General features: G+C 64.1%; 25 protein-coding genes and 1 rRNA gene. 9 read left to right on the top strand and 17 right to left on the bottom strand.

From position 1 onward, the window contains the following. Positions 1-12 precede the first annotated feature (12 nt). The 5 genes from MTX34_RS22955 to MTX34_RS22935 are packed head-to-tail and all read right to left on the bottom strand — an operon-like array spanning position 13 to position 4,679. Complete coding sequence (locus MTX34_RS22955; RefSeq protein ID WP_243595524.1) at positions 13-717, bottom strand: ABC transporter ATP-binding protein; 705 nt, start codon at positions 715-717, stop codon at positions 13-15. Beyond that, entirely contained in the window at positions 714-1,436 is a 723-nt protein-coding gene (locus MTX34_RS22950) for an ABC transporter ATP-binding protein (RefSeq protein ID WP_243610921.1), read from the bottom strand. Before MTX34_RS22950 ends, MTX34_RS22955 begins: the two co-directional genes overlap by 4 nt. Further along, complete coding sequence (locus MTX34_RS22945; protein ID WP_243610920.1) at positions 1,433-2,476, bottom strand: branched-chain amino acid ABC transporter permease; 1,044 nt, start codon at positions 2,474-2,476, stop codon at positions 1,433-1,435. The genes MTX34_RS22950 and MTX34_RS22945 overlap by 4 nt, the downstream gene beginning before the upstream one ends. Then, positions 2,473-3,462: a branched-chain amino acid ABC transporter permease gene (locus tag MTX34_RS22940; protein WP_243610919.1), complete on the bottom strand. Its 990-nt coding sequence runs from the start codon at positions 3,460-3,462 to the stop codon at positions 2,473-2,475. The genes MTX34_RS22945 and MTX34_RS22940 overlap by 4 nt, the downstream gene beginning before the upstream one ends. Further along, positions 3,459-4,679 (bottom strand): ABC transporter substrate-binding protein, encoded by a 1,221-nt coding sequence (locus tag MTX34_RS22935; protein WP_243595528.1) that lies wholly within the window; start codon positions 4,677-4,679, stop codon positions 3,459-3,461. Before MTX34_RS22935 ends, MTX34_RS22940 begins: the two co-directional genes overlap by 4 nt. A 210-nt stretch (positions 4,680-4,889) precedes the next feature. On the opposite strand from MTX34_RS22935, the gene MTX34_RS22930 reads away from it, so the two are divergent. Together MTX34_RS22930 and MTX34_RS22925 are read left to right on the top strand one after the other, a co-directional pair. Further along, positions 4,890-5,678 (top strand): IclR family transcriptional regulator, encoded by a 789-nt coding sequence (locus MTX34_RS22930; protein WP_243610918.1) that lies wholly within the window; start codon positions 4,890-4,892, stop codon positions 5,676-5,678. Further along, positions 5,675-6,502, top strand: coding sequence for a CoA ester lyase (locus MTX34_RS22925; RefSeq protein ID WP_243610917.1), 828 nt, complete (start codon positions 5,675-5,677; stop codon positions 6,500-6,502). The genes MTX34_RS22930 and MTX34_RS22925 overlap by 4 nt, the downstream gene beginning before the upstream one ends. A 57-nt stretch (positions 6,503-6,559) precedes the next feature. Here MTX34_RS22925 and MTX34_RS22920 read toward each other — a convergent pair whose 3' ends face one another. Together MTX34_RS22920 and MTX34_RS22915 are read right to left on the bottom strand one after the other, a co-directional pair. Further along, positions 6,560-7,987: an MmgE/PrpD family protein gene (locus MTX34_RS22920; RefSeq protein ID WP_243610916.1), complete on the bottom strand. Its 1,428-nt coding sequence runs from the start codon at positions 7,985-7,987 to the stop codon at positions 6,560-6,562. Next, complete coding sequence (locus MTX34_RS22915) at positions 7,984-8,796, bottom strand: cyclase family protein (protein WP_243610915.1); 813 nt, start codon at positions 8,794-8,796, stop codon at positions 7,984-7,986. The genes MTX34_RS22920 and MTX34_RS22915 overlap by 4 nt, the downstream gene beginning before the upstream one ends. A gap of 215 nt (positions 8,797-9,011) precedes the next feature. Here MTX34_RS22915 and MTX34_RS22910 point away from each other — a divergent pair, with 215 nt between their 5' ends. Continuing rightward, complete coding sequence (locus tag MTX34_RS22910) at positions 9,012-10,343, top strand: MmgE/PrpD family protein (protein WP_243610914.1); 1,332 nt, start codon at positions 9,012-9,014, stop codon at positions 10,341-10,343. Here the strand turns inward: MTX34_RS22910 and MTX34_RS22905 are convergent. The 6 genes from MTX34_RS22905 to MTX34_RS22880 form a co-directional block, all read right to left on the bottom strand. Next, complete coding sequence (locus MTX34_RS22905) at positions 10,340-10,849, bottom strand: LpqN/LpqT family lipoprotein (protein ID WP_243610913.1); 510 nt, start codon at positions 10,847-10,849, stop codon at positions 10,340-10,342. The two genes, MTX34_RS22910 and MTX34_RS22905, sit on opposite strands and share 4 nt — an antisense overlap. A 17-nt stretch (positions 10,850-10,866) precedes the next feature. Continuing rightward, on the bottom strand, positions 10,867-11,598 hold the full coding sequence (locus MTX34_RS22900) for a hypothetical protein (RefSeq protein WP_243610912.1): 732 nt from the start codon (positions 11,596-11,598) through the stop codon (positions 10,867-10,869). Positions 11,599-11,807: 209 nt separating this feature from the next. Then, positions 11,808-12,791, bottom strand: coding sequence for a hypothetical protein (locus MTX34_RS22895; RefSeq protein WP_243610911.1), 984 nt, complete (start codon positions 12,789-12,791; stop codon positions 11,808-11,810). Further along, positions 12,788-13,087, bottom strand: coding sequence for a type VII secretion target (locus MTX34_RS22890; RefSeq protein ID WP_243610910.1), 300 nt, complete (start codon positions 13,085-13,087; stop codon positions 12,788-12,790). The genes MTX34_RS22895 and MTX34_RS22890 overlap by 4 nt, the downstream gene beginning before the upstream one ends. 91 nt (positions 13,088-13,178) lie before the next feature. Next, on the bottom strand, positions 13,179-13,751 hold the full coding sequence (locus MTX34_RS22885; protein WP_243610909.1) for a hypothetical protein: 573 nt from the start codon (positions 13,749-13,751) through the stop codon (positions 13,179-13,181). A 62-nt stretch (positions 13,752-13,813) separates the two neighbouring features. Then, a complete protein-coding gene (locus MTX34_RS22880; RefSeq protein ID WP_243610908.1) occupies positions 13,814-14,041 on the bottom strand; it encodes a hypothetical protein in 228 nt (75 codons plus the stop codon). A gap of 130 nt (positions 14,042-14,171) precedes the next feature. On the opposite strand from MTX34_RS22880, the gene MTX34_RS22875 reads away from it, so the two are divergent. From MTX34_RS22875 to MTX34_RS22865, 3 genes are all read left to right on the top strand, one after another. Continuing rightward, positions 14,172-15,284 (top strand): YbfB/YjiJ family MFS transporter, encoded by a 1,113-nt coding sequence (locus MTX34_RS22875; RefSeq protein WP_243610907.1) that lies wholly within the window; start codon positions 14,172-14,174, stop codon positions 15,282-15,284. 206 nt (positions 15,285-15,490) lie between these two features. Next, complete coding sequence (locus MTX34_RS22870) at positions 15,491-17,242, top strand: pyruvate dehydrogenase (RefSeq protein WP_243610906.1); 1,752 nt, start codon at positions 15,491-15,493, stop codon at positions 17,240-17,242. A 126-nt stretch (positions 17,243-17,368) separates the two neighbouring features. Next, positions 17,369-18,073, top strand: coding sequence for a tellurium resistance protein (locus tag MTX34_RS22865; RefSeq protein WP_243610905.1), 705 nt, complete (start codon positions 17,369-17,371; stop codon positions 18,071-18,073). Here the strand turns inward: MTX34_RS22865 and MTX34_RS22860 are convergent, their stop codons facing one another. Next, positions 18,074-19,141 (bottom strand): DNA polymerase IV, encoded by a 1,068-nt coding sequence (locus MTX34_RS22860; protein ID WP_243610904.1) that lies wholly within the window; start codon positions 19,139-19,141, stop codon positions 18,074-18,076. A 34-nt stretch (positions 19,142-19,175) separates the two neighbouring features. On the opposite strand from MTX34_RS22860, the gene MTX34_RS22855 reads away from it, so the two are divergent. Further along, complete coding sequence (locus tag MTX34_RS22855) at positions 19,176-19,604, top strand: DoxX family membrane protein (RefSeq protein WP_243595543.1); 429 nt, start codon at positions 19,176-19,178, stop codon at positions 19,602-19,604. Here the strand turns inward: MTX34_RS22855 and MTX34_RS22850 are convergent. Next, positions 19,598-20,590, bottom strand: a complete 993-nt coding sequence (locus MTX34_RS22850; protein ID WP_243610903.1) for an isopenicillin N synthase family oxygenase — start codon at positions 20,588-20,590, stop codon at positions 19,598-19,600. The genes MTX34_RS22855 and MTX34_RS22850 overlap by 7 nt on opposite strands. Positions 20,591-20,678: 88 nt before the next feature. On the opposite strand from MTX34_RS22850, the gene MTX34_RS22845 reads away from it, so the two are divergent. Together MTX34_RS22845 and MTX34_RS22840 are read left to right on the top strand one after the other, a co-directional pair. Further along, complete coding sequence (locus tag MTX34_RS22845) at positions 20,679-21,347, top strand: SIMPL domain-containing protein (RefSeq protein WP_243595545.1); 669 nt, start codon at positions 20,679-20,681, stop codon at positions 21,345-21,347. 23 nt (positions 21,348-21,370) lie between these two features. Then, on the top strand, positions 21,371-22,120 hold the full coding sequence (locus MTX34_RS22840) for a YqjF family protein (RefSeq protein WP_243610902.1): 750 nt from the start codon (positions 21,371-21,373) through the stop codon (positions 22,118-22,120). Here MTX34_RS22840 and MTX34_RS22835 read toward each other — a convergent pair. Together MTX34_RS22835 and rrf are read right to left on the bottom strand one after the other, a co-directional pair. Continuing rightward, positions 22,099-22,713: a DUF6188 family protein gene (locus MTX34_RS22835; protein ID WP_243610901.1), complete on the bottom strand. Its 615-nt coding sequence runs from the start codon at positions 22,711-22,713 to the stop codon at positions 22,099-22,101. The two genes, MTX34_RS22840 and MTX34_RS22835, sit on opposite strands and share 22 nt — an antisense overlap. Before the next feature lie 160 nt (positions 22,714-22,873). Further along, positions 22,874-22,990: ribosomal RNA gene (gene rrf / locus MTX34_RS22830) — 5S ribosomal RNA — on the bottom strand. Positions 22,991-22,996 lie beyond the last annotated feature (6 nt).

Raw genomic sequence — 22,996 nt, 5'->3', positions numbered from 1 at the left:
TGAGATGGACTCCTAAATGCCGAGGTAGGCAGCTTTGACTCGCTCGTCGTGTGCCAGTTCGGGTCCGGTGCCGGTCAGCACGATCGACCCGCTTTCGATGACGTATGCCCGATCGGAGATGGCGAGTGCCTGCGCGGCGTTCTGTTCGACGATCAGCACGGTCACACCCGAATCACGGATACGTACGATCGCGTCGAGGACTTGAGCTGCCAGCTTGGGAGCGAGTCCGACGGACGGTTCGTCGAGTGTCAGTACCCGCGGCTTCGACATCATGGCGCGCCCGATGGCGAGCATCTGCTGTTGACCGCCGGACATCGTGTCGGCCCGCTGTTCTCGTCGTTCGGCGAGAATCGGGAACAGGGCGTAGACCTGGTCGAGTGATTCCTTCACGCCGCTGCGTTTCTGGGTGTATGCGCCCATCTCCAGGTTGTCGGCCACGGTGAGGCTGCCGAACAAAGCCCGATCCTGGGCGACGTGCACCAGCCCGGCTCGCACGATCCGGTCCGCGCGCATCCCATGGATTGCAGTGCCGTCCAACATGATTCTGCCGCCGGACGTGGACACCAGGCCGGACAGCGCACGCAGCGTTGTCGTCTTGCCCGCACCGTTCGCGCCGATCAGGGAGACGATCTCGTGCCGGTCGACCGACAGGGTCAACCCGTGCAGGATCTCGAGCCGACGGTATCCGGCGTGCAGGTTGTCGATTTCGAGCATCATGCAGTCTTCTCCTCTCCGAGGTATGCCTCGACGACGCGGTCGTCGGCAACGACCGTGCGTGGGTCGCCCGAGGTGAGCACTGCACCCTCGTGCATGACCACCAGACGCTCGGACAGGGCCATCACCGCCGCCATGATGTGCTCGACGAACATCACCGTCTGACCTTGCTGATGCACCGTGCGCAGCAGTTCGATCATCGGTGCCCGCTCGGCTGGAACGAGCCCGGCGAGTACCTCGTCGAGGAGTACCACGCGCGGTTCCATGGCCAGTGCGCGCGCGAGTTCGAGTCGTTTGAGGCCTGCCGTCGACATGGTCGAGACCTTGCCGCCGACCTGGTCGGACAGCTGGACGCGGTCCAGAACTTCGAGGGCATGCCGCCGGGCATCCTTACGCGACTTGCGCTTCGACAATGCGGCGATGGTGACGTTCTCGAGCACCGACATCGAGTCGAAGGGGCGCATCAACTGGAACGTCCGCACCAGCCCGGCGCGCGCGATCTTGCTCGCAGGCCATCCGGTGATGTCCGTTCCGTCGAAGATCACTCGGCCTGCTGTCGGGGGCTGCTCACCCGACAGCAGGGAGAACAGGGTCGTCTTTCCTGCCCCGTTGGGACCGATGATGCCGAGGAATTCGTGCTCGGGTACATCGAGGCTGACCTCGCGCACCGCGTGGATGCCAGAGAAGGACTTGCTCAGGTTCTCGATGGTCAACAAACTCATCGGTTCCACCTCTCACGGATCGTCCCGAAGATTCCCTTGGGCAGGAAGATCACGATCGCAATCAGAATCACCGAGTACGCGGCAACGTCCAATCCAATTGTCCCTTGCAGGAATTCGAGGAAGGCAGGTGGGTTTCTCAGCAGTTGATTGATCAACTCCGACAACGGCCCGATCACGGCTGCACCGATGACCGGCCCCCAGATCGTTCCGATGCCGCCGATGACGGCCGGCACGATCGCTTCGACGGAAACGGCCGAACCGAAGGCCTGTTCCGGGCCCACGAAGAAGTAGTACTGCGTGTAGTAGACGCCGGCGACGGCGGTCAGCGCACAACTCGCAGCAACGGCGATCAACCGATACTTCATCGTGTCGATACCGAGCGAGGCTGCGGCAGTTTCGTCGTCGCGGGTGGCCTGGACGAATTGCCCTGCTCGGGAACGGGTGTAGAAGATGGTGCCGAGAACCGCGAGGGTCAGGATGACCAGCGGGATCCAGACGTAGTTGGGGCTGCCCTTCTCGAACTGCAGCATCCACCACGAATCACGCGGCAGGATGGGTACATTGAAGCCCTCGGTCTTGTTGAACACCTCCAGGTTCTGCACCAGCAGCAGGAACATCTGCGCAAAAGCGAACGTGGCCAACGCGAAGTAGGACCCGGCGAGCCGGTAGCGCAGGCACAGATAAGCGATGAGCGTTCCCACCACGGCCGAGAGAGTCGCCGCGATGATCATCGAGATCCACGGCGATATACCGTGGTCGACCAGAAGATACGCGCCGGTGTACGCACCGATTCCGAAGAAGGCGGCGTGGCCGAAACTGAACATCCCGCCGAAACCACTCATGATGTTCCACGCCACGGCCATCAGCGCGAAGATCAGGGTGCGGACGGCGACCGTCTGCGCCTGCTCACCGAGAATCAGTGGCAATGCCGCCACCACGACGAATCCGATTGCGAGCGTGATCAACTGGCGACGGAGCCAGGTGTCTTTCAGTCGTGGGTCGTCGTGCACCGCGCTGGGTGCAGCAGCTGTCGTTGTCATCGGCGCGCTCCGTACAATCCTTCTGGCTTGAGAAACAGGACGAGAACGAACACCGCGAATACCAGGATCAGCGAGCCTGTTCCGGGGAGGTACAGCGCGCCGACGGTCTGCACCAGGCCGATGACAAGGCCACCGACCATGGCTCCGACGACACTTCCGAGTCCACCGAGAACCACGATGACGAACGCCAGGATGGTGAATTGCTCTCCGACCGACGGCGTCAGGCTGGTGAACGGCGTCATCAATCCGCCGGCGACCGCGACGCAGGCCGCGCCGATACCGAAGGTGAGCGCATAGACCCGCCCGATGTCGACGCCGACCAGTTTGGCTCCCTCGGAATTGGATGCGACTGCGCGAATGGACAATCCGAGCGGCGTCCGCTTCAGCACTGCGGTGAGCGCGACGGCCACCAATGCAGCCCCTATGAACGCGATCACGCGTGGCCACGCCGCGACGGCGCCGAGTACGTCGAGGGAACCGTCGATCGGAGCCTGCACCGATTGCGGTCGCCCACCGAAGATCATCAGCAGCACGTTGATGATCAGCAGTGACAGACCGAGGGTGACCAGGAGCGGCCCGTCGTGGCTGCCACTGACGGTCAGTTTCGTCAGCAGTGTTGCCTGAACGACCATGCCGAACAGGAACATCACCGGAACCGCCAGCAGTGTCGCGAGATAGACCGGCAGACCTGCGTTGGACAGCGCGTACACGATGTACATCGCCATCGTCAGCATCGCGCCCTGGGCGAAGTTCACGATGCCGAGAACACCGAAGATGAGGGTCAGTCCGACGGAGATCAGTGCGTACACACCACCGAGGAGAAGTCCGGAGACTACCGACTGCGTGACCAGGCCCTGATCTTTTCCGCCGACGAGATAGATCACCGCCATGATGACGACGATCGCTGCTGCGACCGGGATGCCGGGGTTCAGCCCGGAGAGACTCTTCTTTCCCGTTTTCTCCGCAGTCGAGGTAGCGGCCGTCACTGGCCGGCTCCTACGGGGAACTCGATTGCGTCCGTGGCGAATTCCTCGGGGAACACCTGGGCGACTGCTCCGTCGCGAACCTGCATGACGATGACGGTGGCGTTCTTGTTCTGGCCGGTTTCGTCGAACTCGATCGGTCCGCTGAAGGCGAGCAGCGGATCCTCGATCGAGACACCGGAGATGGCGTCGCGCAGATCTTCCGGATCACTCGATGCTCCGTCGTTCAGCCCCGCCGCGATGACCTCTACCGCCTGGTAGGACAGCATTGCCGCGGTTTCCATGGGACGCCCGTATTCGGCCTCGAACCGCGAGCGGATATCGGTGACGCGGTCGCTGGTGGCGTCGTAGTGGTAGTTGGCGCTCAGCACGCCGTCGCCTGCGGCCCCTGCGTCACCGGGGAACGAGCTGTCGTCGAACGCGCCGTTGGCAATTCCGTAGACACCCTTGACGTTCAAGTTCAGCTGCTGCACCGCGCGTGCGATGAGCAGTCCGTCCGGGTAGTAGCCGGTGGCGACGATGACGTCGGGATTGGACACTGCGGCCTCACGCACCTGCGTGGTGGCGTCGGAGAAATTGGTTGCCGGGTAGGTGATTTCCTGTACCGACGAGATTCCCTGGTTCGCAGCCTCGGATTCGAATGCGTCGAAGACACTGTCGCCGAAGGACCCTTCGATGTGCAGGTAGGAGACGCGGTCGATGGGCTGGCCGGTCTGCTCCTCGATCGCGGCGAGGGCCTTGGCACCATCGGTTCCCATGCTGGAAGCATTCGGCTGCATGCGGAAGGAGTATTGGTATCCCTGGTCGAGGATCTTGTCGTCCACCGCCACATCGATCACGAGCGGCACCCGGGATCGCTCGGCGACCGAGGCGACGTTCTGCGTGACATCACTCTGGTACGTGCCGATGAGCGATACCGCGCCCTCGTCGATCAGTCGCTGCGCCTCACTCTGTCCGACCTCTGCTTTGCCCTGACTGTCGCCCGACACCAATTCCAACTGCCGACCGTCCATGGACGAAATGCCGCCGGCTGCATTGATATCGGCCACGGCAAGTGCCGCACCGTCGTTCATCAGCCCGCCCACACCTGCCAGAGCTCCGGTGGTGGGGTGAACCGATCCGATCTTGATGGGTCCGGAGTCGTCCGAACCGGTGGAGGAGCCACATGCTGCCGCACCCACGACTGCAACGGCTGTCAGCACACCTACGAGCTTCTTCATTGTCGAATCTGCCTTCCGCGCCCATCGGCGCCGAGTCGAACCACTGGGCGGAACCAACCGTTCCGCTGAGCGCACCATCAGATTGATGATTGATCTCGCTGGATTCGAGTATGGCACGCATCACGGCCTCAGAACAGGCTCTTCCGTCAATTTCTTGTTACGGGTATGGTTCGCCCAGCGGAACGGCCGCGTATCCCGAAAGGTGCACTTATGGTCAACAGGCCTGTACTGGAGACGTCGACGGGCACAGAGTCGGCCGATCGAGTTGCCGATGTGCTCATCGCCTTCGCCCAATCCGATCGAGCGCTCGGCGTGTCCGAGATCGCCCGCACACTGGACCTGAGCAAGGCTGTGGTGCACCGCATTCTGCAATCGCTGGCATCACGATCGATCGTGCAGCCGGTGGCGGGCGAGTCGACGTATTCACTCGGCCCGGCGGCCATCGGACTCGGTACAAAGGCGTGGAGCCAGCTCGACGTCCGGTCCATCGCGGCTCCGGTGCTTCGCGCGCTGCGGGCGAACACACGCGAAACCGCAACGCTCTCGGTGCTTGTCGGCCACCGACGCGTCTATCTCGATCAGTACGAGAGCCCTCAGGAGGTGAAGATGGTCGTCGAGATCGGACCTCAGTACGCGTTGCACTCGGGCGCATCGAGCCGAGCGATCCTGGCGTTCCTCCCCGATCGGTTCGCGGAGGAGGCCTTTCAGGAACTGCGCAGCAATTCTCCGGACGCCGACGAGACCCGCTTTCGCGCTCGCCTCGCCGAGATCCGCACCAACGGATACGCAACCTCGACGAACGAGCGAAACACCGGTGCAGCCTCGATCGCCGCGCCGTTCTTCGACGCCGCAGGGCACGTGCTCGGTTCGGTCAGCTCCTCCGGCCCCGCCTTCCGCTACTCATCGTCCGCAGACGACGAACACATCGTTCACGCCGGCCAAGTTGTCGCGGCGGCCCAGTCCATCACCACCATCCTGGAAGCGCGTGCAGCTCGATGAACCCCACCTCCGCCCGGTCGTTCCTCTACGTACCGGCGAACAAGCCCGAATTGTTCGACAAGGCCGCGGGCGGTGCCGCCGACGCTGTGATCATCGACCTGGAGGATGCGGTTCCACTGCCGGAGAAGGACCGGGCGCGTGCCGCCCTCACGCGATGGTTGGCCTCGGAGCCGTCGACCGATACCCAGATCTGGATCCGCGTCACCCCCGAATTCATGATGCAAGACCTCGAGGCCGTCGCCGAGGGCGGAGTCACCGGCATCATGGTGGCGAAGTGTTCGGTCGAGTCACTCACGCGTGCAGACCGATTGCTCACCCAGCACAATCTGGGCGAGGTCGAACTCATCGGCCTCATCGAGACCGCGCACTCGCTGCGCGCCCTGCCGGAAATGGCTCGATGCAACAGAGTACGAACCTTCGGGATCGGTGAGGTCGACCTGCTCGCCGATCTACGGATCACCCGTTCGGCGGCCACCGAGCCGATGATCGACGCTGTTCGCCTGAACGTCGTGATCGATTGTGCTGCTGCGGGACTGGCGGCACCTATTGCACCGACGTCCACCGATTTTCGGGACCTGGACGGTTTCGTCGGCACCACAGAACGTTTCGTGCAGATGGGATTCCGAGCCCGGACTGCGTTGCACCCCCGTCAGGTTCCGATCATCAATGCAGCGCTCACGCCGTCGGTGGACGATGTCGATACAGCACGTCGACTGGTACAGCTCTACGCGGATTCGCAGGGCGGACCGACCGTCGACGACAACGGACGGTTCGTCGACGAGGCAGTGGTCCGGGGCGCGCGGGAGATTCTCGGACGGGCCTGAACTGGTCGAACTATGCCTCGGGCACCGCCACACGAGTGACGATGCCCGAGGACTGTCCTATTGCTGCGTGGTCGATTTCAGATCGGTCAACGGCGCAAGCAGTGCTCCGATGTCGGTCAGGTCTCCGAGTCGATCGCATCGACCGGCAAGTTCCTTCAGCTCGACTTCGGTGAGGAACGGCCGTGCGTTGCTGGTGAACTTGGTCGAGACCTCGTCGAAGGACAGTGATCGTTCGGGTCCGCCACGCGTGGTGAGTACCTCTTCGACCAGCACTGTTCCGTCGCTCAGTGTTGCGGTCAGCACCGCTGGGAACTGATGCGGGAAGATGGCGTCGCACTTCGGATCCGGTACGACGTCGACCTTGGCCATCAGGGCCCGTCGATCCGCCGACTTCGCCAACTCGTCGGTGTAGTCCTCCAGTGCCGCACCGAGTCCGCCCCCACCCAGCAGGCCGACGACCACGGCGTACGGGCCGCTGAACTGCGCCATGTAACCGGTCTCGGGCGTGCGTTTGACATCGATGGGTTCGCCGATGGTCCGCAGATTTGCCGCGGGCACCCCGAGCTCGAGCTTCTCGATCTGCTCCGGCCGGACTCCCCTCGCCCGCAGGGCTGCTCCTGCGTCGATTGCGGCATGGGTGAAGTGATTGGCGGGATACGGCTTGAAGAAGATTCCGGGAACGGCCCACTCGGTGCCGAGTCCGTCCAGAATCTCGTTGGCTCGGCCAGGCTCGTGCAGCCAGGCCTGGAAGAAGCCGAACCGTCCTTCGAGGACCGTCGGCGGCCCCGTGATCCCGTGTCGCGCAAGCCCTGCCGCGGAGAGCGCGGAGTGCGCCGCCCAACCGCAGTGCATGCGCTTGACGGTGCCTCCGGTGCGGTTGGCCTCGATGATGCCCGACGCCATCGACGCGGCAATACCCATCGTGTCGACGATCTGCTCCTCGGACGCACCACCGATGACAGCGGCGGCCACGGCGCTTCCCATCGCACCGCAGATGGACGTCGCGTGCTGACCGTGCTCGAAGAACACCGAGTTCTTGGTGGCCGGGTCGAATCCCGCCATACCGATGCGCACACAGACTTCGAGGCCGATGGCGATGCCGCGCACGAGCTCTCGGCCGTCGGCTCCATGCTCCTGAGCGGCTGCGAGAGCCGCGGGCACGACACTGGCGCTCGGGTGCAGGATCGACGGGAGATGTGTGTCGTCGAAGTCCAGTGAGTGTGCGAGCACTCCGTTGACGAACGCGGCCAACGCGGGAGGAAGGGCAATGTCGAGGCCGATCGCGGATGCCGTTGCTGCCCCGCCTTGTTCACGGGCCCATGCGGTCGCGGCCTTGCTCGTCTCCAGGTCGGTGGCCGCCACCGCGATCCCGAGCGTATCGAGCACCCGCATCCCCACGGATGCGACCACGGCGTCGGGCAGATCCGGATAGCGGGTGGTTGCGGCGAAATGCGCCAGGTGCTGCGCGAGTGTGCGTTCGGTCATGCGGACGTCACCGCCAGCGGCCGGACCGGCGAACCCGTTGCACCGAAGATGTTGAGCGGAACGAGAACGAACGTGAACTCGAACAATTCCTGCTGGGAGAGCTCTTCGAGGTCCAGCGCTTCGATGATGTAGATCCCGCTCTCCACCAGCAGAACTCGGTGCGCGGGTAGCAGCGCATGTCCGCCACCGGGGGCGAGCCGCTCGAACGCGATCGTGTCCGCACCCGCAGCGTGGACACCCTTGTCCGCCAGCCACTGCGCGCCCGCTTCTCCGACCCCAGGAACTCCGGACGGACCACCGACGTAGGGCAGCCCCTCAGCGAACAACTGCCCCCAGCCGCTGCGGATCAACACGACATCGCCTCGTTCGATCTCGATTTTCTCTGCAGCGCAGGCCGATTGCAGATCGTCGACGGTGATCTCGTATCCACCCTCGCAACGACCGACACCGAGGAGTCTCGGGATGTCGAGCAGCACACCACGGCGGATCATGGGTTCGATGGTGTGTACGCCGTGTTCGACGTATTTGCCGCCCAGGCACGACTGACCGGCATCGGCCCCGCCGTGCAACTTTCCGTCCTGGCTGACGTGAGCAAGGGCGTCGATATGGGTGCCCACATGTGTTCCGGTGGTGATCATGTCGTTCGCGGCGCTGCCGCCATCCGCACGTGTCATATCACCGTGCCGGCGCGGCAACGTGTGCCAGAACTGCGGATGATTCGGCGACTGCGGCATGCCGACCCTGAGCTGCCTACCGAGATCGACTGCATGCACGCCCCCCTGGACGGCACGAAGAAGTGGATCGGACATTGCTTCTTCTCCTCGTTAGACGCTGCGCGCGCAACTCGCACCAGCGTAAATATTGTTTCGCTAGCCGAAACGCTTACGGCCCGCAAGAAGCCGTTCCAGCGGCAAGCCGAGCGTAGCAGTCCCCTAGTCGTACGTCTCGATCATTGACTCTTTCTTTTTCGGCCTTCTACAGTCCACGGATGAACGGTTCTTCAGCGTTTCGCTCAACGGAACATATGCCTGCGGTGGACGCCTTGGCCACAGTGATGGTCGAACTCACAAGTGCGCCCCTGCCCGCACCGCTCGACGACCGGATTCGGTTGATTCTGTTCGATCTGCTGGGTGTCACCCTCGCCGGTTCCCGCACCGCCGAGATGGTCGCGGTGCGTCGTGAGTGGGATGCGGAGCCCGGATCGACGTACCCGATAGGCGGAAGCGTCGGCACCACCATCGACACGGCGGCCGAACTCGACGCCATCGCATCGTGTTGCCTCGAGCTGGACGAGGGCAACAAGTACGCCGCCGGACATCCCGCCGCACATGTGCTTCCAGCGGCGATCGCTGCGGCCAGGCTGGCACCGACGCCGATCCCGGGTTCGAAGTTCTTGGCGGCCGTCGTGGCGGGCTACGAGGTTGCTGCCCGATTCGGCTGGGCACTGACCCGCCACAGTTCCTGGCACACCCATGGGCACTGGGGTGCTACCGGTGCTGCCACGGCAGCGACATTGCTTCGCGGCGCCGATGCGAACGAGGTCGCGGCGGCGATCGACTCGTCGTCTGCGCTGGTTCAAGTGGCACCATGGGCAGTCGTCCTCGACGGAAACTTCTCACGAAACCTGTGGATCGGCGGTGCCGCGCGCGCGGGCGTGAACGCGGCCAGGCTGGCTCGATCAGGGGTAGTGCACAACTCGGGGGCTATCGAACACACCCTGGGCGCACTGGTAGGGACGCTGAACACCGCCCGACTGACCGAGGACCTCGGCGATCGTTGGCTCACGTTGGAGGGCTACACGAAGCAACACGCCAGCTGCTCGTACACGCACGCCGCGGTGGACGCCGTACAGAGCCTGCGCGCGAGTGCGGACTGGTCAGCAGAGGACGTCGAACATGTACGGGTACGGACACATTCGCTGGCGGAACCGCTGTTTCGCCGGCACCCCTCCAGCAGGCTGGGTGCGATGTTCTCGCTGCCGTTCGTGGTGGCAGCTGCCTTGGTTTCCGACGAGATAGACGTCGATTCTCTGGATCCCCGAGGTGCCGGCTTCTCCGCGGCCGAATCGTTGAGCGACCGTGTCGACGTCACGACATCGACCGAGCTCGACGCGCTGCTACCGGAGCGCCGAGCCGCCGAAGTGACGATCGAATTTCGGGACGGAACCACACTTTCTGCGACCGCCCCCAATCCGGTGGGCGACATCGACCATTTCCCGATGAATTTCAGTGCGGTGCGCGCCAAGATCGCTCGCTTGGTCGGCGAATCCGATACCGCAGTCATCGAGGACATCGTCGACTCCCTCGGCGATACCGAGGACGTTGCAGCGCTGTTGCGGGCACTACCGATTCGCTAGCGTCGACCGATACGTACCTCGTCGACGAACTCGTCTGCTGCCCAACCCAATCGGGTCCTGCTCGGATCGGGCAGAGTGACCGTCAGCTGCACGAGGTACTGATCGACGATGTGGTGGACAACCACGTAGCGGGTCCGCGCGAAGAGCAGATGCCCATCCCAGTCGTACCGACCGGCGATCGCGACGGACGGTAGCCCGCGCAGCGATGCTCGATCGCGGCTGACCTCGACCCAACCCGGCAACGTCCATGAATCTCCGAACCCGCACTCCAGCAACGACACCGGGTCCACCGATCGCGTCAATTTCCCCACCAGCGCCAGAGCATTCGGCACGAACCCGTCGACGGCGTCCGCCGGCGAACACAGCACCGCGGTGGCATGCGGGAACAGGTGCTCGGGAACCACGTCCCAGCCCGGCATCGTCGGCAGTTCGAGACCGAATCTGCTGCACTCGTCCAGATGTACCGGAACAAGCTCGACACCCTGCTGCTGCAAGAAGCTCTGCATCGAATGTTCCCGAGTAGTCACTGGACGTCCCGTCGACCCGACATCGATGCCGCTCGGTCTGCTTCGATGCGATCGAGGAACCGGGGCGGGCGAAGCAATTCTCGTGCGTCGTCGTGAGCAAGCTGTTCGCGCGCCCATGGATTGTCGCGACACCATTGCAACAGAGCAAGCAACGAATTGGGCTCGACCTTTTTCTCGCACACCATCAGCGTCAGTTCCTGATCCAATTCACTGTCGGCTTCGCGATATACAACGCGGACGGTGGGGTACAGATGCGGATGGGGCACCGCCGGATTCGGATGTGTCTGTGGCTGCAGGCCGACAATCCCGTCCCACGGAACAACCGTGACGTCGCTCGTCACCTTCCATGCCCGACGTCGATAGATCTCCTGCACTATGCCGTCGGGATGCAGTGAAATTCTCGTCCGGTTGACGATGACGAATCCCAGAACGAACCACAGAAGGCCCACCGGGGCTCCGACGAGCGTCGAGATCTCTGCCCTGAACTGGCGACGTCCAGGTTCGTCGTCCCTCCAGTAGAAGTACGAAAAGCCGAGCAGAACCGCGAAGGCGAAGATGAAGCTCCGGATCAGGAAGTCTCCCCGCCCGGGCACGGACAAACCACGTCCCGCCGCAGCCACCTCGATCGGTCGCACGAAACGCGACAGCCGCGCAGACCCTACGCCGGACATCACCACAGACTGTCCGAGTGCCACGATCACCAGAAACGCGAGCCACAACACGCCCATGAGCACATCCGGGGGAAGGGGCTCGAGCAGAAGGACGGGGGTCACAAGAATCGCTACGGATGCCCCAGCGAGACCGACGAACGCTATGAGCCACCCGACATGCACACTGCGCCAGGTTCGGACCCACAATGGTTTCTGCTGCCCTACAAGGCTTTTACGCAGCGAACAGACGGCGTGCTTCGAGATGGCGTGGTTGTCTTCGTCTCGGCTCATTTCCACTTCGCCTCGAACAGCTTGGACACGCCGTAATTGACGGCACCTCCGAGAGCAATACCGATCGCCGCGCCGGCCACCGTGCCGGGTCCCGGAACGATCGAACCTGCCACGCTGCCGATGGCACCGAACACCCATGTCGTGGCGGCCCCGGCAGCGATGGGTGCTGCCTCGACGATGACGGCCTTGGTCGGGTCCATCCCGTCGTCGATGTTCTGAGCGAATCCGGGGATCGCTCCGGCCACACCACCGAACGCCCCGAGTCCGCGGCCGATGTTTCTGGCGACGTCGTCCACGGAACCGACACCTGGAAATTCGAGTGCTCTCCTCGTCACGTCGGCCATGCCTCCGATCACTGTCGACGCTATGGTCGTCGGCCAGTCCGGCACCCATGAGAACGATCCATCCGAGTTCTCGACGAATTTCCCGGTAGGGCTGCCGAGCGCAAGCGCGGTCAACAGCTTTGTGGGCTCGGCCAACTGCTGCGCAGCGTCGAGGGCGGCCCGCTCTGCCTGTTTCAGAGCATCTTGGATGTCCCGGGTCAACTGAGCTGCAGCAGAGCGCAATTCGTCGGCCTGGCGTACTTTCTCTTCGCGCAGGCTGTCCGGAATCAGCGCAATCATCCCGTCGGGATCGACCACACCGTCTGCCCGGACGGCAAACCCGCTCGTGGTCGCCGCCGACACCTGCGCCTGCAGATGCGTCTTCGCGGCGTCGACCATTCCTGCTGCGGTCACGAATGCCGCACCGAGCAAATCGATCTCACCGCACACCGAGCTCATCCGGGAGCATTCGGTCACCACTCGTTCGGCCGCGGCGGCTGCTGCCTCGCCGGTCCACGTCTCGGCCAGCACGTCCTGCTCCTCCAACACCCCGGCGCGCTGGCCGTTGACGCGTTCGACAATCTCGGCCAGTTCGATCATCGTCTTGCGCATCGACTCCGGCTCCCAGCCCGCGACGTGCGGCACCGTCGGGGTCACTTCGGCTGGTCCATCGCAGCGAGGCGGCGGGCGAGTTCGTCGTCGGTGATCTCGTAGTTCTGTGCGACACCACGCGCGATGTCAGCGACGCATTCGGCCCGACCGGCCAGTGCTGCAACAGCTCCCGCTGCCGCTGCAGCCGCCGACGCACATGCCGCATCGAAGTCGGTACCCTGCAACGCATTCTCGGATTCTCGGAACGGGGCGAGGGTATCCAATTCGGCGATCGCCTCCCCTGTTCCCGACAACACATTCGAGAACTGCCGCAGGATCGATGGATCCACATTCACTGTCATGACGCTCCCCCGAGTCGCACCGTATCGACGCCCGGTGAATCGGCGTCATCGGGTTTGACGCAGCGAGCCCGTGATCGGTTCCGTGCCGAAGCTAGGACCGCGACAGTTCCAGTCGCTCACGAAGCGGTGGTGGCACCAGCAGGTCGGGTGAGTCGTAGCCGGTCATGCGAATCCGGTTGACCGGGCCGTCCGTGCACCACTTCATCAATGCCAGAACTGCATTCGGCTCGGCTGCGAGCAAATGGATGCGAATCGCCATCCGGTCCGGTTGATCCAGCCGGTTGCGGGGACGCTCGATATCGAGCCCAGTCGCTCGGACGTACAGTACGGGCTCGGTGAACCCACTCCCCCGCTTCTCTGACGTTCGGTACGTCGAGGCCTCGTACTGCTCCACATCGTCCCATCGCACGAGGATGTCGTGAGTGCGCGGAAAGAAGAACATGCACGACCGTCTGCGTCTGACAAATCCGTCCGCGAACAAACGCAGTTCGACGCTGCTGCGGAACCCGAGCGTCACCAGCAGCACGACGGCACCACTTCCGGCGATCGGCATGCCAACCGGAGCCAACATCTCGCTCCTGGCCAGAGCGACCCCGATCCCCGTCACAGCGATCGACGCAAGCACGATCAACCAGAGCTTGGCCGTCCGGGGCGGAATGGACATACCGCTCCCGTGTACGTCGTCCTCGATGCGCCGGACGAATCGGACGGGGATCCCCCACCGAATCACGTTGTCGTGGAGCCCGACCCAGCGCAGATCACCACCGCCAGCAGAACCATCGGACCGGTAGTGTGCCAAGGGTCGTCACCGCGCACTGCGAGCTGGCCACGATGGATCGAAACCGCCACCACTGCCACGGTTGCGATGATTGCCTGCCACAGGCGTCCCAACGTGTTCGGCCAGTACGGGACCCAGGTGGGTCGTTCTGCGTCGGTGTACTTCGTTTCACTCATGCGTCCCCCACAGTCGGTATCAGGTGTTGGACGCACCGGTGGTGCGATCGGTTCCCTGCTGCTCGGTTCGATGAGACAGGGATACAACGCGTACCGTTGGCGCGGCTAACGACTTAGGAGGGCAACCGCAATGAACGGCCGTCGACTATCGTTCGCTGCCGCGGCCGGACTCGCGGCCGCGATGGGCGTCGGGCGATTCGTGTTCACGCCGCTGCTACCGATCATGGTCGACGCGGCGGAGGTGACCCCGAGCAGCGGTGCCGTCATCGCAACCGCGAACTATGCCGGCTACCTCGTCGGCGCGATCGTATTGTCGGTGCGCCCGTCGATCAACACGACGACATCGTTCCGACTGTGGACAGTGGTCCTCGTCGCCAGCGAGGTGGCCATGGCCGCAGTCCATTCCACTGCAGCGTTCTCTGCCCTGAGATTTCTGGCGGGCCTGGCGAGCGCCGCGGTCTTCATCGCCTGCGCGAGCACCGTCACGAAGCATCGCGCCGTCGGCGCCTCACCCGGTATCGCGTTCGGAGGCGTCGGCGCAGGCATCGCGGCGTCGGGAATTCTGACGCTGCTTCTCGGACCGCACCTGTCCTGGGAGGCGCTGTGGGTGTGCTCGGCGCTGCTGACAGTGGTCCTCGTCGCCCCGGCGTGGACGCTGCGGGTGCATGCCGAGCCCGCAACGCGGGCTGCGCCCGGCGACATCGACGGCAGGACCCGAACCGTATGGCGGACATTGCTGTTCGCGTACTTCCTCGAGGGTCTCGGCTACATCGTCGTCGGCACGTTTCTCGTGGCGGCGGTCGGTGGCCACGGCAGCACGTCGGTCGGTCCGGCGGTGTGGATCGTCGTCGGATTCGCCGCGGTACCGGCGACGGTCCTGTGGCAGGCAGTCGCCCGCCGAACCAGCATGCGCAACGCCCTGGTGGCGGCGTTCGCTTTGCAGTCGATCGCAGCAGTGCTCCCCGCCCTGACCGGGAACACCGTCGCCGCCGTGTTCTCGGCTCTGCTGTTCGGCGGAACGTTCATGGGCATCACGATGCTGACGATGAGCACCGCTCAGACACTGCCCATCGGACGCACCGCGGCAACACTGACTGCCGTCTACGGCGTCGGGCAGGTACTCGGCCCACTGATCGTCGCACCCGCCATCGGCGACTCGTATTCGATCGCCTTCGCCATCGCGACCGGGGTACTGGTGCTGGGAACCGTAGCTTCCGTCCGAGTGTTGCGGCTGTCCGCGTAGGGCCACCAGCAAAACCGGTTGGGTGCTGGCAGGAATATCGCCACGTGACGGAGATCGCGCCGGGCCTCTACCTGGGCTTTCCTCTTGCGGTATGGATCGCGCAGCACTTCTATGTTTGATACGCCCTCGGCACAGGGAAGGCGTCCAACCGGCGCACGTGAGGCACATCGATCCGAACGCGCCACTACATCCGAGGAGAATTGCTTATGTCCACCACAGTGGCCGATCAACTCGTTCGAGGACTCGTCGACGCCGGCGTACAACGCATCTACGGCATCGTCGGCGACAGTCTCAATCCAGTGGTCGACGCGGTGCGTCGAACCGGTGGATCGGCCAAGGGCGGCATCGACTGGATTCACGTACGCCACGAGGAGGCCGCTGCGTTCGCTGCATCCGCCGACGCGCAGACCACCGACACACTGGCCGTGTGTGCGGGTTCGTGTGGCCCGGGCAACCTGCATCTGATCAACGGCTTGTACGACGCACACCGTTCCGGCGCACCGGTTCTGGCGATCGCCTCGCACATTCCCAGCAGTGAGATCGGTTCGGGCTATTTCCAGGAGACGCACCCCGACCGCCTCTTCGGTGAGTGCTCGCTCTACAACGAATTCGTCTCCACCGCCGAGCAGGCTCCTCGGGTGTTCCGCGCAGCGATCAATGCGTCCATCACCGGCGGTGGCGTGTCTGTCTTGACGCTCCCCGGCGACATCGCCGAGCTGTCGGCTGCCGGAACGATGGATCCGATCGCCATTCCCGCCGCACCGGTGGTCACCCCTCCCACGGCGGACATCCAGAAGCTGGCCGACGCCATCAACAGTGCAGAGAAGGTCGCCATCTTCGCCGGCTATGGCGTCAAGGGCGCTCACGACGAGGTGGTCGCGTTCGCCGACACCATCGGCGCTCCCGTCGGACATTCGTTGCGCGGCAAGGAATTCATTCAGTACGACAACCCGTACTACGTCGGCATGACGGGGTTGCTGGGATACGGCGCGGCACACGCGGGAATCCACGACGCAGATCTCCTCATCCTGCTGGGCACCGACTTTCCCTATCAGCAGTTCCTTCCCGAGGACGTCACCACCGCGCAGATCGACATAGATCCCACGAAACTGGGGCGTCGGACTTCGGTGCAGTACCCGATCCACGGGGATGTTCTCGCCACGCTGAATGCGTTGCAGCCGTTGGTCGATCGCAAGACAGACCGCCGCTACGTCGAGAAGCGGGTCGACAAGCACAACGATCTGATGGGCAAGACCGTCGGCGCGTACACCCGCAACGCCGAGAAGCTGGTCCCCATCCATCCCGAGTACGCGGCGTCGGTGCTCGATGACCTCGCTGCCGACGACGCCGTCTTCACCACCGATACCGGCATGTGCAACGTGTGGACCGCGCGCTATATCAACCCCACCGGCAGAAGGGCTTTCGTCGCGTCGATGCTGCACGGTTCGATGGCCAACGCCCTGCCGCACGCGATCGGCGCACAGTTCGCCAATCCTGGCCGCCAGGTCGTCTCGATCTCCGGCGACGGCGGTTTCTCGATGCTGCTCTCGGAGCTGCTGACCGTCGCGATGTATAAGCTGCCCGTCAAGATCGTGCTGTTCGACAATTCGACGCTGGGCATGGTCAAGGCCGAGATGCTGGTCGACGGCCTGCCGGACTTCGGTGTCGACGTGCCCCAGGTCGATTACACCGGCATCGCTGCCGCAGCGGGTATCCACGCGCAACGCGTCGAGCAGCCCGAGGACATCCGCGGCGCGCTCGAGACCGCGTTCGCTGTCGATGGTCCCGCGCTGGTGCAACTGGTCACCGATCCGCTCGCGCTCTCGGTCCCGCCGACCATCACCGGGGAACAGATCAAGGGGTTCGCACTTGCGATGAGCAAGGTCGTGCTGAACGGCGGTGTCGGCGAGGCGGTTCGGATGGCCAAGTCGAATCTGCGTAACGTGCCGAGGCCGTAAACGACGTTGTCGAGCGTCCTGTGTGTCGGTGCGGGCATCGAGCACATCGGACGGGCAGTTATTGTCGACACACCGCCCAAACCGGACATCGCGATCCGGTCACCGACCATTTCGGAAGGTTCCACCATGGCCATCGACTACACCCGCAAGCCCTCGACCGGGCAGAACCCGGCGCAGCAACCCGGAGCACCCGTCAGCCTGAGCAAGGTGACGCTGTCCAAGGCGTCACCGACGATCAGCCTGACCAAGTCCGGCGAGAAGCAGGGTTCGATGCGGGTGAACCTCAACTGGTCGACCGGCGCACCCGCGGCACAGCCGAAGAAGAAGGGCTTTCTCGCCAAGCTGGCAGCCGCGTCGTACGGCTCCGGAGGCGTCGATCTCGACCTCGGGTGCCTCTACGAGCTGCGTGACGGTTCCAAGGGCGTCGTACAGGCGCTCGGTAACAGCTTCGGCTCGCTGCAGGACGCCCCGTTCATCGCCCTCGACGGTGACGACCGTTCCGGCTCGGTCAGTGGCGGCGAGAACATGCACATCAACCTCGCCCAACCCGAGAAGTTCGCTCGGATTCTGATTTTCGCGATGATCTACGACGGCGCACCGAACTGGGCCGCAGTGGACGGGGTGGTGACGCTGTACCCCACCAGCGGACCGCAGGTCGAGGTACGTCTCGACTCGGCCGAGAACTCCGCGCGAATCTGCTCGATCGCTCTGTTGGAGAACACTTCTGCGGGGATCACCGTCACCCGCGAGGTCGAATACATCCAGGGCAGTCAGGCAGACCTGGACAAGAAGTACGGCTGGGGCCTGCGCTGGGCGGCGGGCCGCAAGTAGTCAGAGGGGTTGCGGCGGAGTCATTTCCAGCCGAACGCCGATGAGACGGACCTCCCGGCTGTGGTCGAGGCGATCGACGAGTGCCACCGCAGCCGAGATCAGGATCTTGAGATCGAAGGTGGGCGCGCCGACGATCGGTGCGCTGACGGTGTGCGTCTCGAACGGCGCGTAGCGGATCTTCAGTGCCGCCCGAACGGCCGGCCGGTTCTCGGCCTCGATGTCGGCCAACACCTTCGACGTCAGACCGGCCACCGTGTCTCGGATGACCGCCCAATCTGCGACGTTGGTCTGAAACGTGACCTCACGGCTGTGTGACCGTGCAACCCACGGCTCGGACGTCACCGGTGCAAGGTCTGTACCTCGACCTTTCGTACCGAGCCACGGACCGATCTTCGGTCCGAACGCGGCGGCGAGGTCCGCGTCCTCGGCATCGGCCAGCTCTCGGACTGTCGAGATGCCGAGGGCCGCCAGCCTCTTCGAGATCTTCTTGCCGATCCCCCACAGCGCGTCCGTACCGCGATCGCCCATCACCTCGAACCAATTGTCCTGAGTCAGGCGATAGATACCCTGCGGTTTGTCGAAGTCGGTGGCGATCTTGGCTCGTAATTTGTTGTCTCCGATGCCGACCGAGCAATGCAGACCCGTCGCGTCGAACACGGCGTCGTGCACCGTCTGTGCGAAGCGCTCCGGATCATCGGTCTCCACACCGAGAAACGCCTCATCCCAGCCGATCACCTCGACCACGACGCCCAACGTCCGCAGAGTGTCCATGACCATGGTCGACGCCTCGTCGTACGCCGGCTTGTCCACGGGGAGGAAGACCGCGTCGGGGATCTTCTTCGCGGCGATACGCAGCGGCATTCCGGATCCGACGCCCTTCGCCCGCGCCTCGTACGATGCCGTCGACACCACCCCGCGCTCGGTCGGGTCTCCCCTGCCGCCGACCACCACTGCTTTCCCCATCAGCTCGGGGTTGCGCAGCACTTCCACGGCCGCGATGAACTGATCGAGGTCCACGTGCAGTACCCATCGGCGACGAGCGAAGTCGGTCGAAGCGCTCCCGGTCATGGTGTTCAGTGTGCCCGTGGTGTCTCATGACGCCATGACGAAATCGATTTCTCGCACCATCGGACGAGTAGTACTGGGAGCGTTCCTCGTCTTCGCGGGCCTCAGCCACCTCTTCTGGGCGCGCGAGACGTTCGCAGCGCAGGTTCCCGAGTGGGTGCCACTGAGCACCGACTTCGTCGTACTGGCATCGGGCGTCGTGGAAATCGTGCTCGGCCTGGCGCTGCTGTTCTGGACTGCTCGCGCACCGCTCGTGGGTTGGGTGGTCGCCGCGTTCTTCGTTGCGGTCTTCCCAGGCAACATCTCGCAGTTCGTCACCCACACCGATGCGTTCGGCCTCGACTCCGATACGGCACGAGGAATCCGCTTGCTGTTCCAGCCACTGCTGATCGTCTGGGCGCTGTGGTGCACCGGGGCGTGGGCCCAGTGGCGCGCATCCCGTCAGGAGCGCAACCGACGTCAGTAGGCGGACTGCTGTCCGGCCGGAACGATGCCGTGGTGCAACTGCGCCACGTCGGGATGCGCACGTGTGCGGGACTTCCACGCGTTCTCGCCGTAAGTGCTGTAGATGGGGTTGTCGGGATCGATCTCCACGCCGCGTGAGAACTGCGCCAACTCGGGTGGCAATTCGATGACCGGTACGACGGCGTCGAGCGCGGGGCTCAGGAAATGCGGTATCGATATACGGTCTGTGCCCGGCCCTGGTGCGACCACCCGATGCCGCGTCGCCCGCAGGTAGCCACCGGTGGCCACTTCCAACAGCTCACCGATGTTGACGATGAATGCCCCGTCCAGCGGCGGTACATCGATCCACGTGTCCGGCGTCGTCTCCACCTGCAGCCCGGCAGAGTCGGGTTCGACGAGAAGCATGGTCAGCACCCCGGAGTCCTTGTGCGCGCCGACGCCCTGCGAGTGATCGGGGGTACCCGGGTAACGCACGACCTTCATGAGCGTCGCCGGCGCGGTGGCGAAAGCATCGTCGAACACGTTCTCGGGCGCACCCAGTGACTGCGCCCAGTGCCGGAGCAACCGGAGCCCGAGACTCGACACGGACTGCTCCCACTGCTCGAACGTCTCTCTGAATCCGGACGGTTGTGACGGCCACAGGTTGGGCCCCTGCAGGTTCCAGTACCCGTCGGCCCCGTCGATGGCCGGTCGTTCGGGACCGATGTCGATCTGCTCTCGCCAATCGACCCGGCCGTTGGTCAGCTCCCCGCCCACCCGCGAGTAGCCGCGGAAGTGGGGGCTCTTCAGCTGACTGATCTCGTCCTTGACACTGTCCGGCACGGCGAAGAACTCACGCGCGAGGCGCAGCACCTCGTGCATCCGTCCGGTCTCGATCCCGTGTCCGACGAGATAGAAGAAGCCGGACCGGTGGGCGGCCTCGCGCAGTGATCGCTGGAACGCTTGCGGATCGTGATCGGCAGAAGCGAAGTCGAGAACTGGAAGCATGTTCGCGATTGTCCTCCCCACCTGACGCGTCGGCCAGCAGTGTCGATGTCCTGTGAAGCCGCAGTGCCCGGATGCCACACTGAATGCCATGAGCCCTGAAGCACTCGACATCACCGTCGTCGGTCACGGCGCAGCCACCTACCCACCCGAACAGTGCACACTCTCGTTGACCGTTCGCACCGACGGCCGTACTGCGGAATCCGCGTCGGAGCCCGCCCAGCAACTCGTCCGGGAGCTCACGAGACTGGTCGAGCCGCTCTACAACAGCGACGGCGGCCCCATCGATCGGTGGTCGGTGGACCAGGTCCGCCACTCTCGTCACCGTCCGTTCAATCACGAGGGCGAGCAACTGCCGTACGTGTATCAAGCCGAGGCGTCCGTGGAGGTGCAGTTCAGCCAACTCGATCTGGTCGATGCGTTCGTCTACGCCGCCTCTGCACTCGAAGGAGTGGCGATCGACCACTTCGACTGGGACCTCACCGAATCCAGCAGAATTGCGCACACCCTCGCAGTCCGAGAACTGGCCGTGCGCGATGCCGTCTCCAAAGCCGAGGCCTACGCGTCGAGCCTGGGCCGGACGGGCGTGCAGGCTGTCGCTGTAGCCGACCCCGGCCTGCTGACGGGCGTCGCGGAACAGGGCGGACCCGACTCCTCGAACCGTATGTTCGCAGCGACATCGGCACCCGTCGGGTTTGCACTCAAGCCGGAGAACATCACGATCTCGGCAAGCGTGCACGCCCGATTCACCGCCTCCTGACGCGTCGCGCCTACTCTCGAACAATGAATCGAGACGATGCCCGACGCCTCTGGCCGCGGCCACCGCTGCTGCCTCGTCCGATCGTGATGGATCAGCGATGGGAGCGGCTGGTATTTCTGCATTGGCGGGTTCCGAGTTCGGCTGTCGCCCCACTGTTGCCCCGAGGGTGTACTCCCGACGAGTTCGACGGCTCGTCGTGGGTCGGTCTGATCGGCTTCCACATGGTCGGTGCCGGGCTCGGATATCGGCACCCGGTTCCGTACTTCGGCACGTTCGGCGAGATCAACGTTCGCTTGTATTCCATCGACGCAGAGGGTCGACGCGGCGTCGTGTTCCGCTCGCTGGAGGCAACCAGACTCGCAGTCGTGCTGGGCACCAACGCCGCTCGCATTCCGTACCGCTGGTCATCGATCGACATCGACGACGACAGTCGGACGATCGGCTACCGCAGCCGGCGACTCGCACCACCACATCGAGGCGCAACCACGGACTTCGGCGTCGTCAGAGGGTCACGCGATATGTCCGAGGACCCGCTGGCAGTGTTCCTCACCGCGCGTTGGGGATTGCACACCTCGCTGGCCGGACGCTTGTTGTACGTTCCGAACGTGCATCGACACTGGCCACTGGTCGACGCGGATCTCACACATTGTTCGGACGAACTCGTGGCTGCAGCCGGCTTGCCCGATGTCAGCACCCGACCGCCGGATTCGGTGCTGTTCTCCCCTGGCGTCGAAACCCAGTTCGGTAGGCCCTATCTCGTGCGCGGGCGATAGAAGATCACGTGCCCGGAGGACAGTTCGACGACCCAATCGCCCGGTGTCGAACCGTCGGACTCCGAGCTCGACGTCACGCTCTCCCGCAACACGAGGTACCCGGCATCGAGGGGGAGGTCGAACAACAGCTTCGTACCGTCCGAGAACTCGACGGCAGGGTCGTCGCCTGTCGAGAGCCGAACCACGGTCGCGCCGATCGATGGAATACCTTCGACGGTCGGAGCTTCCGCTTTCGGGTGCGCGGGTGCGGGCCACGATTCGACGGACCCTTCCGGTCCACACAATACGATCGATCCATCCGCGTCGCTGTACTCCCATGATTCGACTTCGTCTCGCGGAGTGGCCACCACTGTGTGCCGTCCCTCGAAAGTTAGACGGAGAACACCGGATTCGTCGTACTCTGCGTCTTCGCACACCAGTCCGTGCAGTGCCGCGAACGCACGTAGGCCCTCGAACTGATTGTCCTCGTCGACTGTCAGGTCGTCGACCGTCACTTCACTGAACGCAATGGTGGCACCACTGTCGAACTCGATGGTCAGATCGAAATCGAGCAGAATTCTGCTGAGGCGCTGTTGGCCGACGGCGAGTTTCATCGACATCGACTGTGCCACAGAATTTCGTGGGAGCCCCGAAGACCGGCCGGGGATACGATGCGCTGCCCGCCTCGCTGTCCGCGAATGTATGTGATCCGGGGGTGGTTTCGAAATGCGGAATGCCCCCGACCGTGAGGTCGGGGGCATTCCGTTAAATTGTGTTCGGCGGTGTCCTACTCTCCCACACCCTGTCGAGTGCAGTACCATCGGCGCTGGAGGGCTTAGCTTCCGGGTTCGGAATGGGACCGGGCGTTTCCCCTCCGCTATGGCCGCCGTAACTCTG

The sequence above is a fragment of the Rhodococcus sp. ARC_M5 genome, assembly GCF_022810405.1.
In the GTDB taxonomy this organism is placed as follows: Bacteria; Actinomycetota; Actinomycetes; order Mycobacteriales; family Mycobacteriaceae; genus Rhodococcoides; species Rhodococcoides navarretei.
Note: the sequence above shows the minus strand (reverse complement) of the source record. Positions and strands in the feature narration are given on the sequence as shown.

Coding starts and splice junctions, on each gene's coding strand:
- MTX34_RS22955 (WP_243595524.1), bottom strand. CDS start 717: ATGATGCTCGAAATCGACAACCTGCACGCCGGATACCGTCGGCTCGAG.
- MTX34_RS22950 (WP_243610921.1), bottom strand. CDS start 1,436: ATGAGTTTGTTGACCATCGAGAACCTGAGCAAGTCCTTCTCTGGCATC.
- MTX34_RS22945 (WP_243610920.1), bottom strand. CDS start 2,476: ATGACAACGACAGCTGCTGCACCCAGCGCGGTGCACGACGACCCACGA.
- MTX34_RS22935 (WP_243595528.1), bottom strand. CDS start 4,679: ATGAAGAAGCTCGTAGGTGTGCTGACAGCCGTTGCAGTCGTGGGTGCG.
- MTX34_RS22930 (WP_243610918.1), top strand. CDS start 4,890: ATGGTCAACAGGCCTGTACTGGAGACGTCGACGGGCACAGAGTCGGCC.
- MTX34_RS22925 (WP_243610917.1), top strand. CDS start 5,675: ATGAACCCCACCTCCGCCCGGTCGTTCCTCTACGTACCGGCGAACAAG.
- MTX34_RS22920 (WP_243610916.1), bottom strand. CDS start 7,987: ATGACCGAACGCACACTCGCGCAGCACCTGGCGCATTTCGCCGCAACC.
- MTX34_RS22915 (WP_243610915.1), bottom strand. CDS start 8,796: ATGTCCGATCCACTTCTTCGTGCCGTCCAGGGGGGCGTGCATGCAGTC.
- MTX34_RS22910 (WP_243610914.1), top strand. CDS start 9,012: ATGCCTGCGGTGGACGCCTTGGCCACAGTGATGGTCGAACTCACAAGT.
- MTX34_RS22905 (WP_243610913.1), bottom strand. CDS start 10,849: ATGCAGAGCTTCTTGCAGCAGCAGGGTGTCGAGCTTGTTCCGGTACAT.
- MTX34_RS22900 (WP_243610912.1), bottom strand. CDS start 11,598: ATGGGCGTGTTGTGGCTCGCGTTTCTGGTGATCGTGGCACTCGGACAG.
- MTX34_RS22890 (WP_243610910.1), bottom strand. CDS start 13,087: ATGACAGTGAATGTGGATCCATCGATCCTGCGGCAGTTCTCGAATGTG.
- MTX34_RS22885 (WP_243610909.1), bottom strand. CDS start 13,751: ATGTCCATTCCGCCCCGGACGGCCAAGCTCTGGTTGATCGTGCTTGCG.
- MTX34_RS22880 (WP_243610908.1), bottom strand. CDS start 14,041: ATGAGTGAAACGAAGTACACCGACGCAGAACGACCCACCTGGGTCCCG.
- MTX34_RS22875 (WP_243610907.1), top strand. CDS start 14,172: ATGAACGGCCGTCGACTATCGTTCGCTGCCGCGGCCGGACTCGCGGCC.
- MTX34_RS22870 (WP_243610906.1), top strand. CDS start 15,491: ATGTCCACCACAGTGGCCGATCAACTCGTTCGAGGACTCGTCGACGCC.
- MTX34_RS22865 (WP_243610905.1), top strand. CDS start 17,369: ATGGCCATCGACTACACCCGCAAGCCCTCGACCGGGCAGAACCCGGCG.
- MTX34_RS22860 (WP_243610904.1), bottom strand. CDS start 19,141: ATGACCGGGAGCGCTTCGACCGACTTCGCTCGTCGCCGATGGGTACTG.
- MTX34_RS22855 (WP_243595543.1), top strand. CDS start 19,176: ATGACGAAATCGATTTCTCGCACCATCGGACGAGTAGTACTGGGAGCG.
- MTX34_RS22850 (WP_243610903.1), bottom strand. CDS start 20,590: ATGCTTCCAGTTCTCGACTTCGCTTCTGCCGATCACGATCCGCAAGCG.
- MTX34_RS22845 (WP_243595545.1), top strand. CDS start 20,679: ATGAGCCCTGAAGCACTCGACATCACCGTCGTCGGTCACGGCGCAGCC.
- MTX34_RS22840 (WP_243610902.1), top strand. CDS start 21,371: ATGAATCGAGACGATGCCCGACGCCTCTGGCCGCGGCCACCGCTGCTG.
- MTX34_RS22835 (WP_243610901.1), bottom strand. CDS start 22,713: ATGAAACTCGCCGTCGGCCAACAGCGCCTCAGCAGAATTCTGCTCGAT.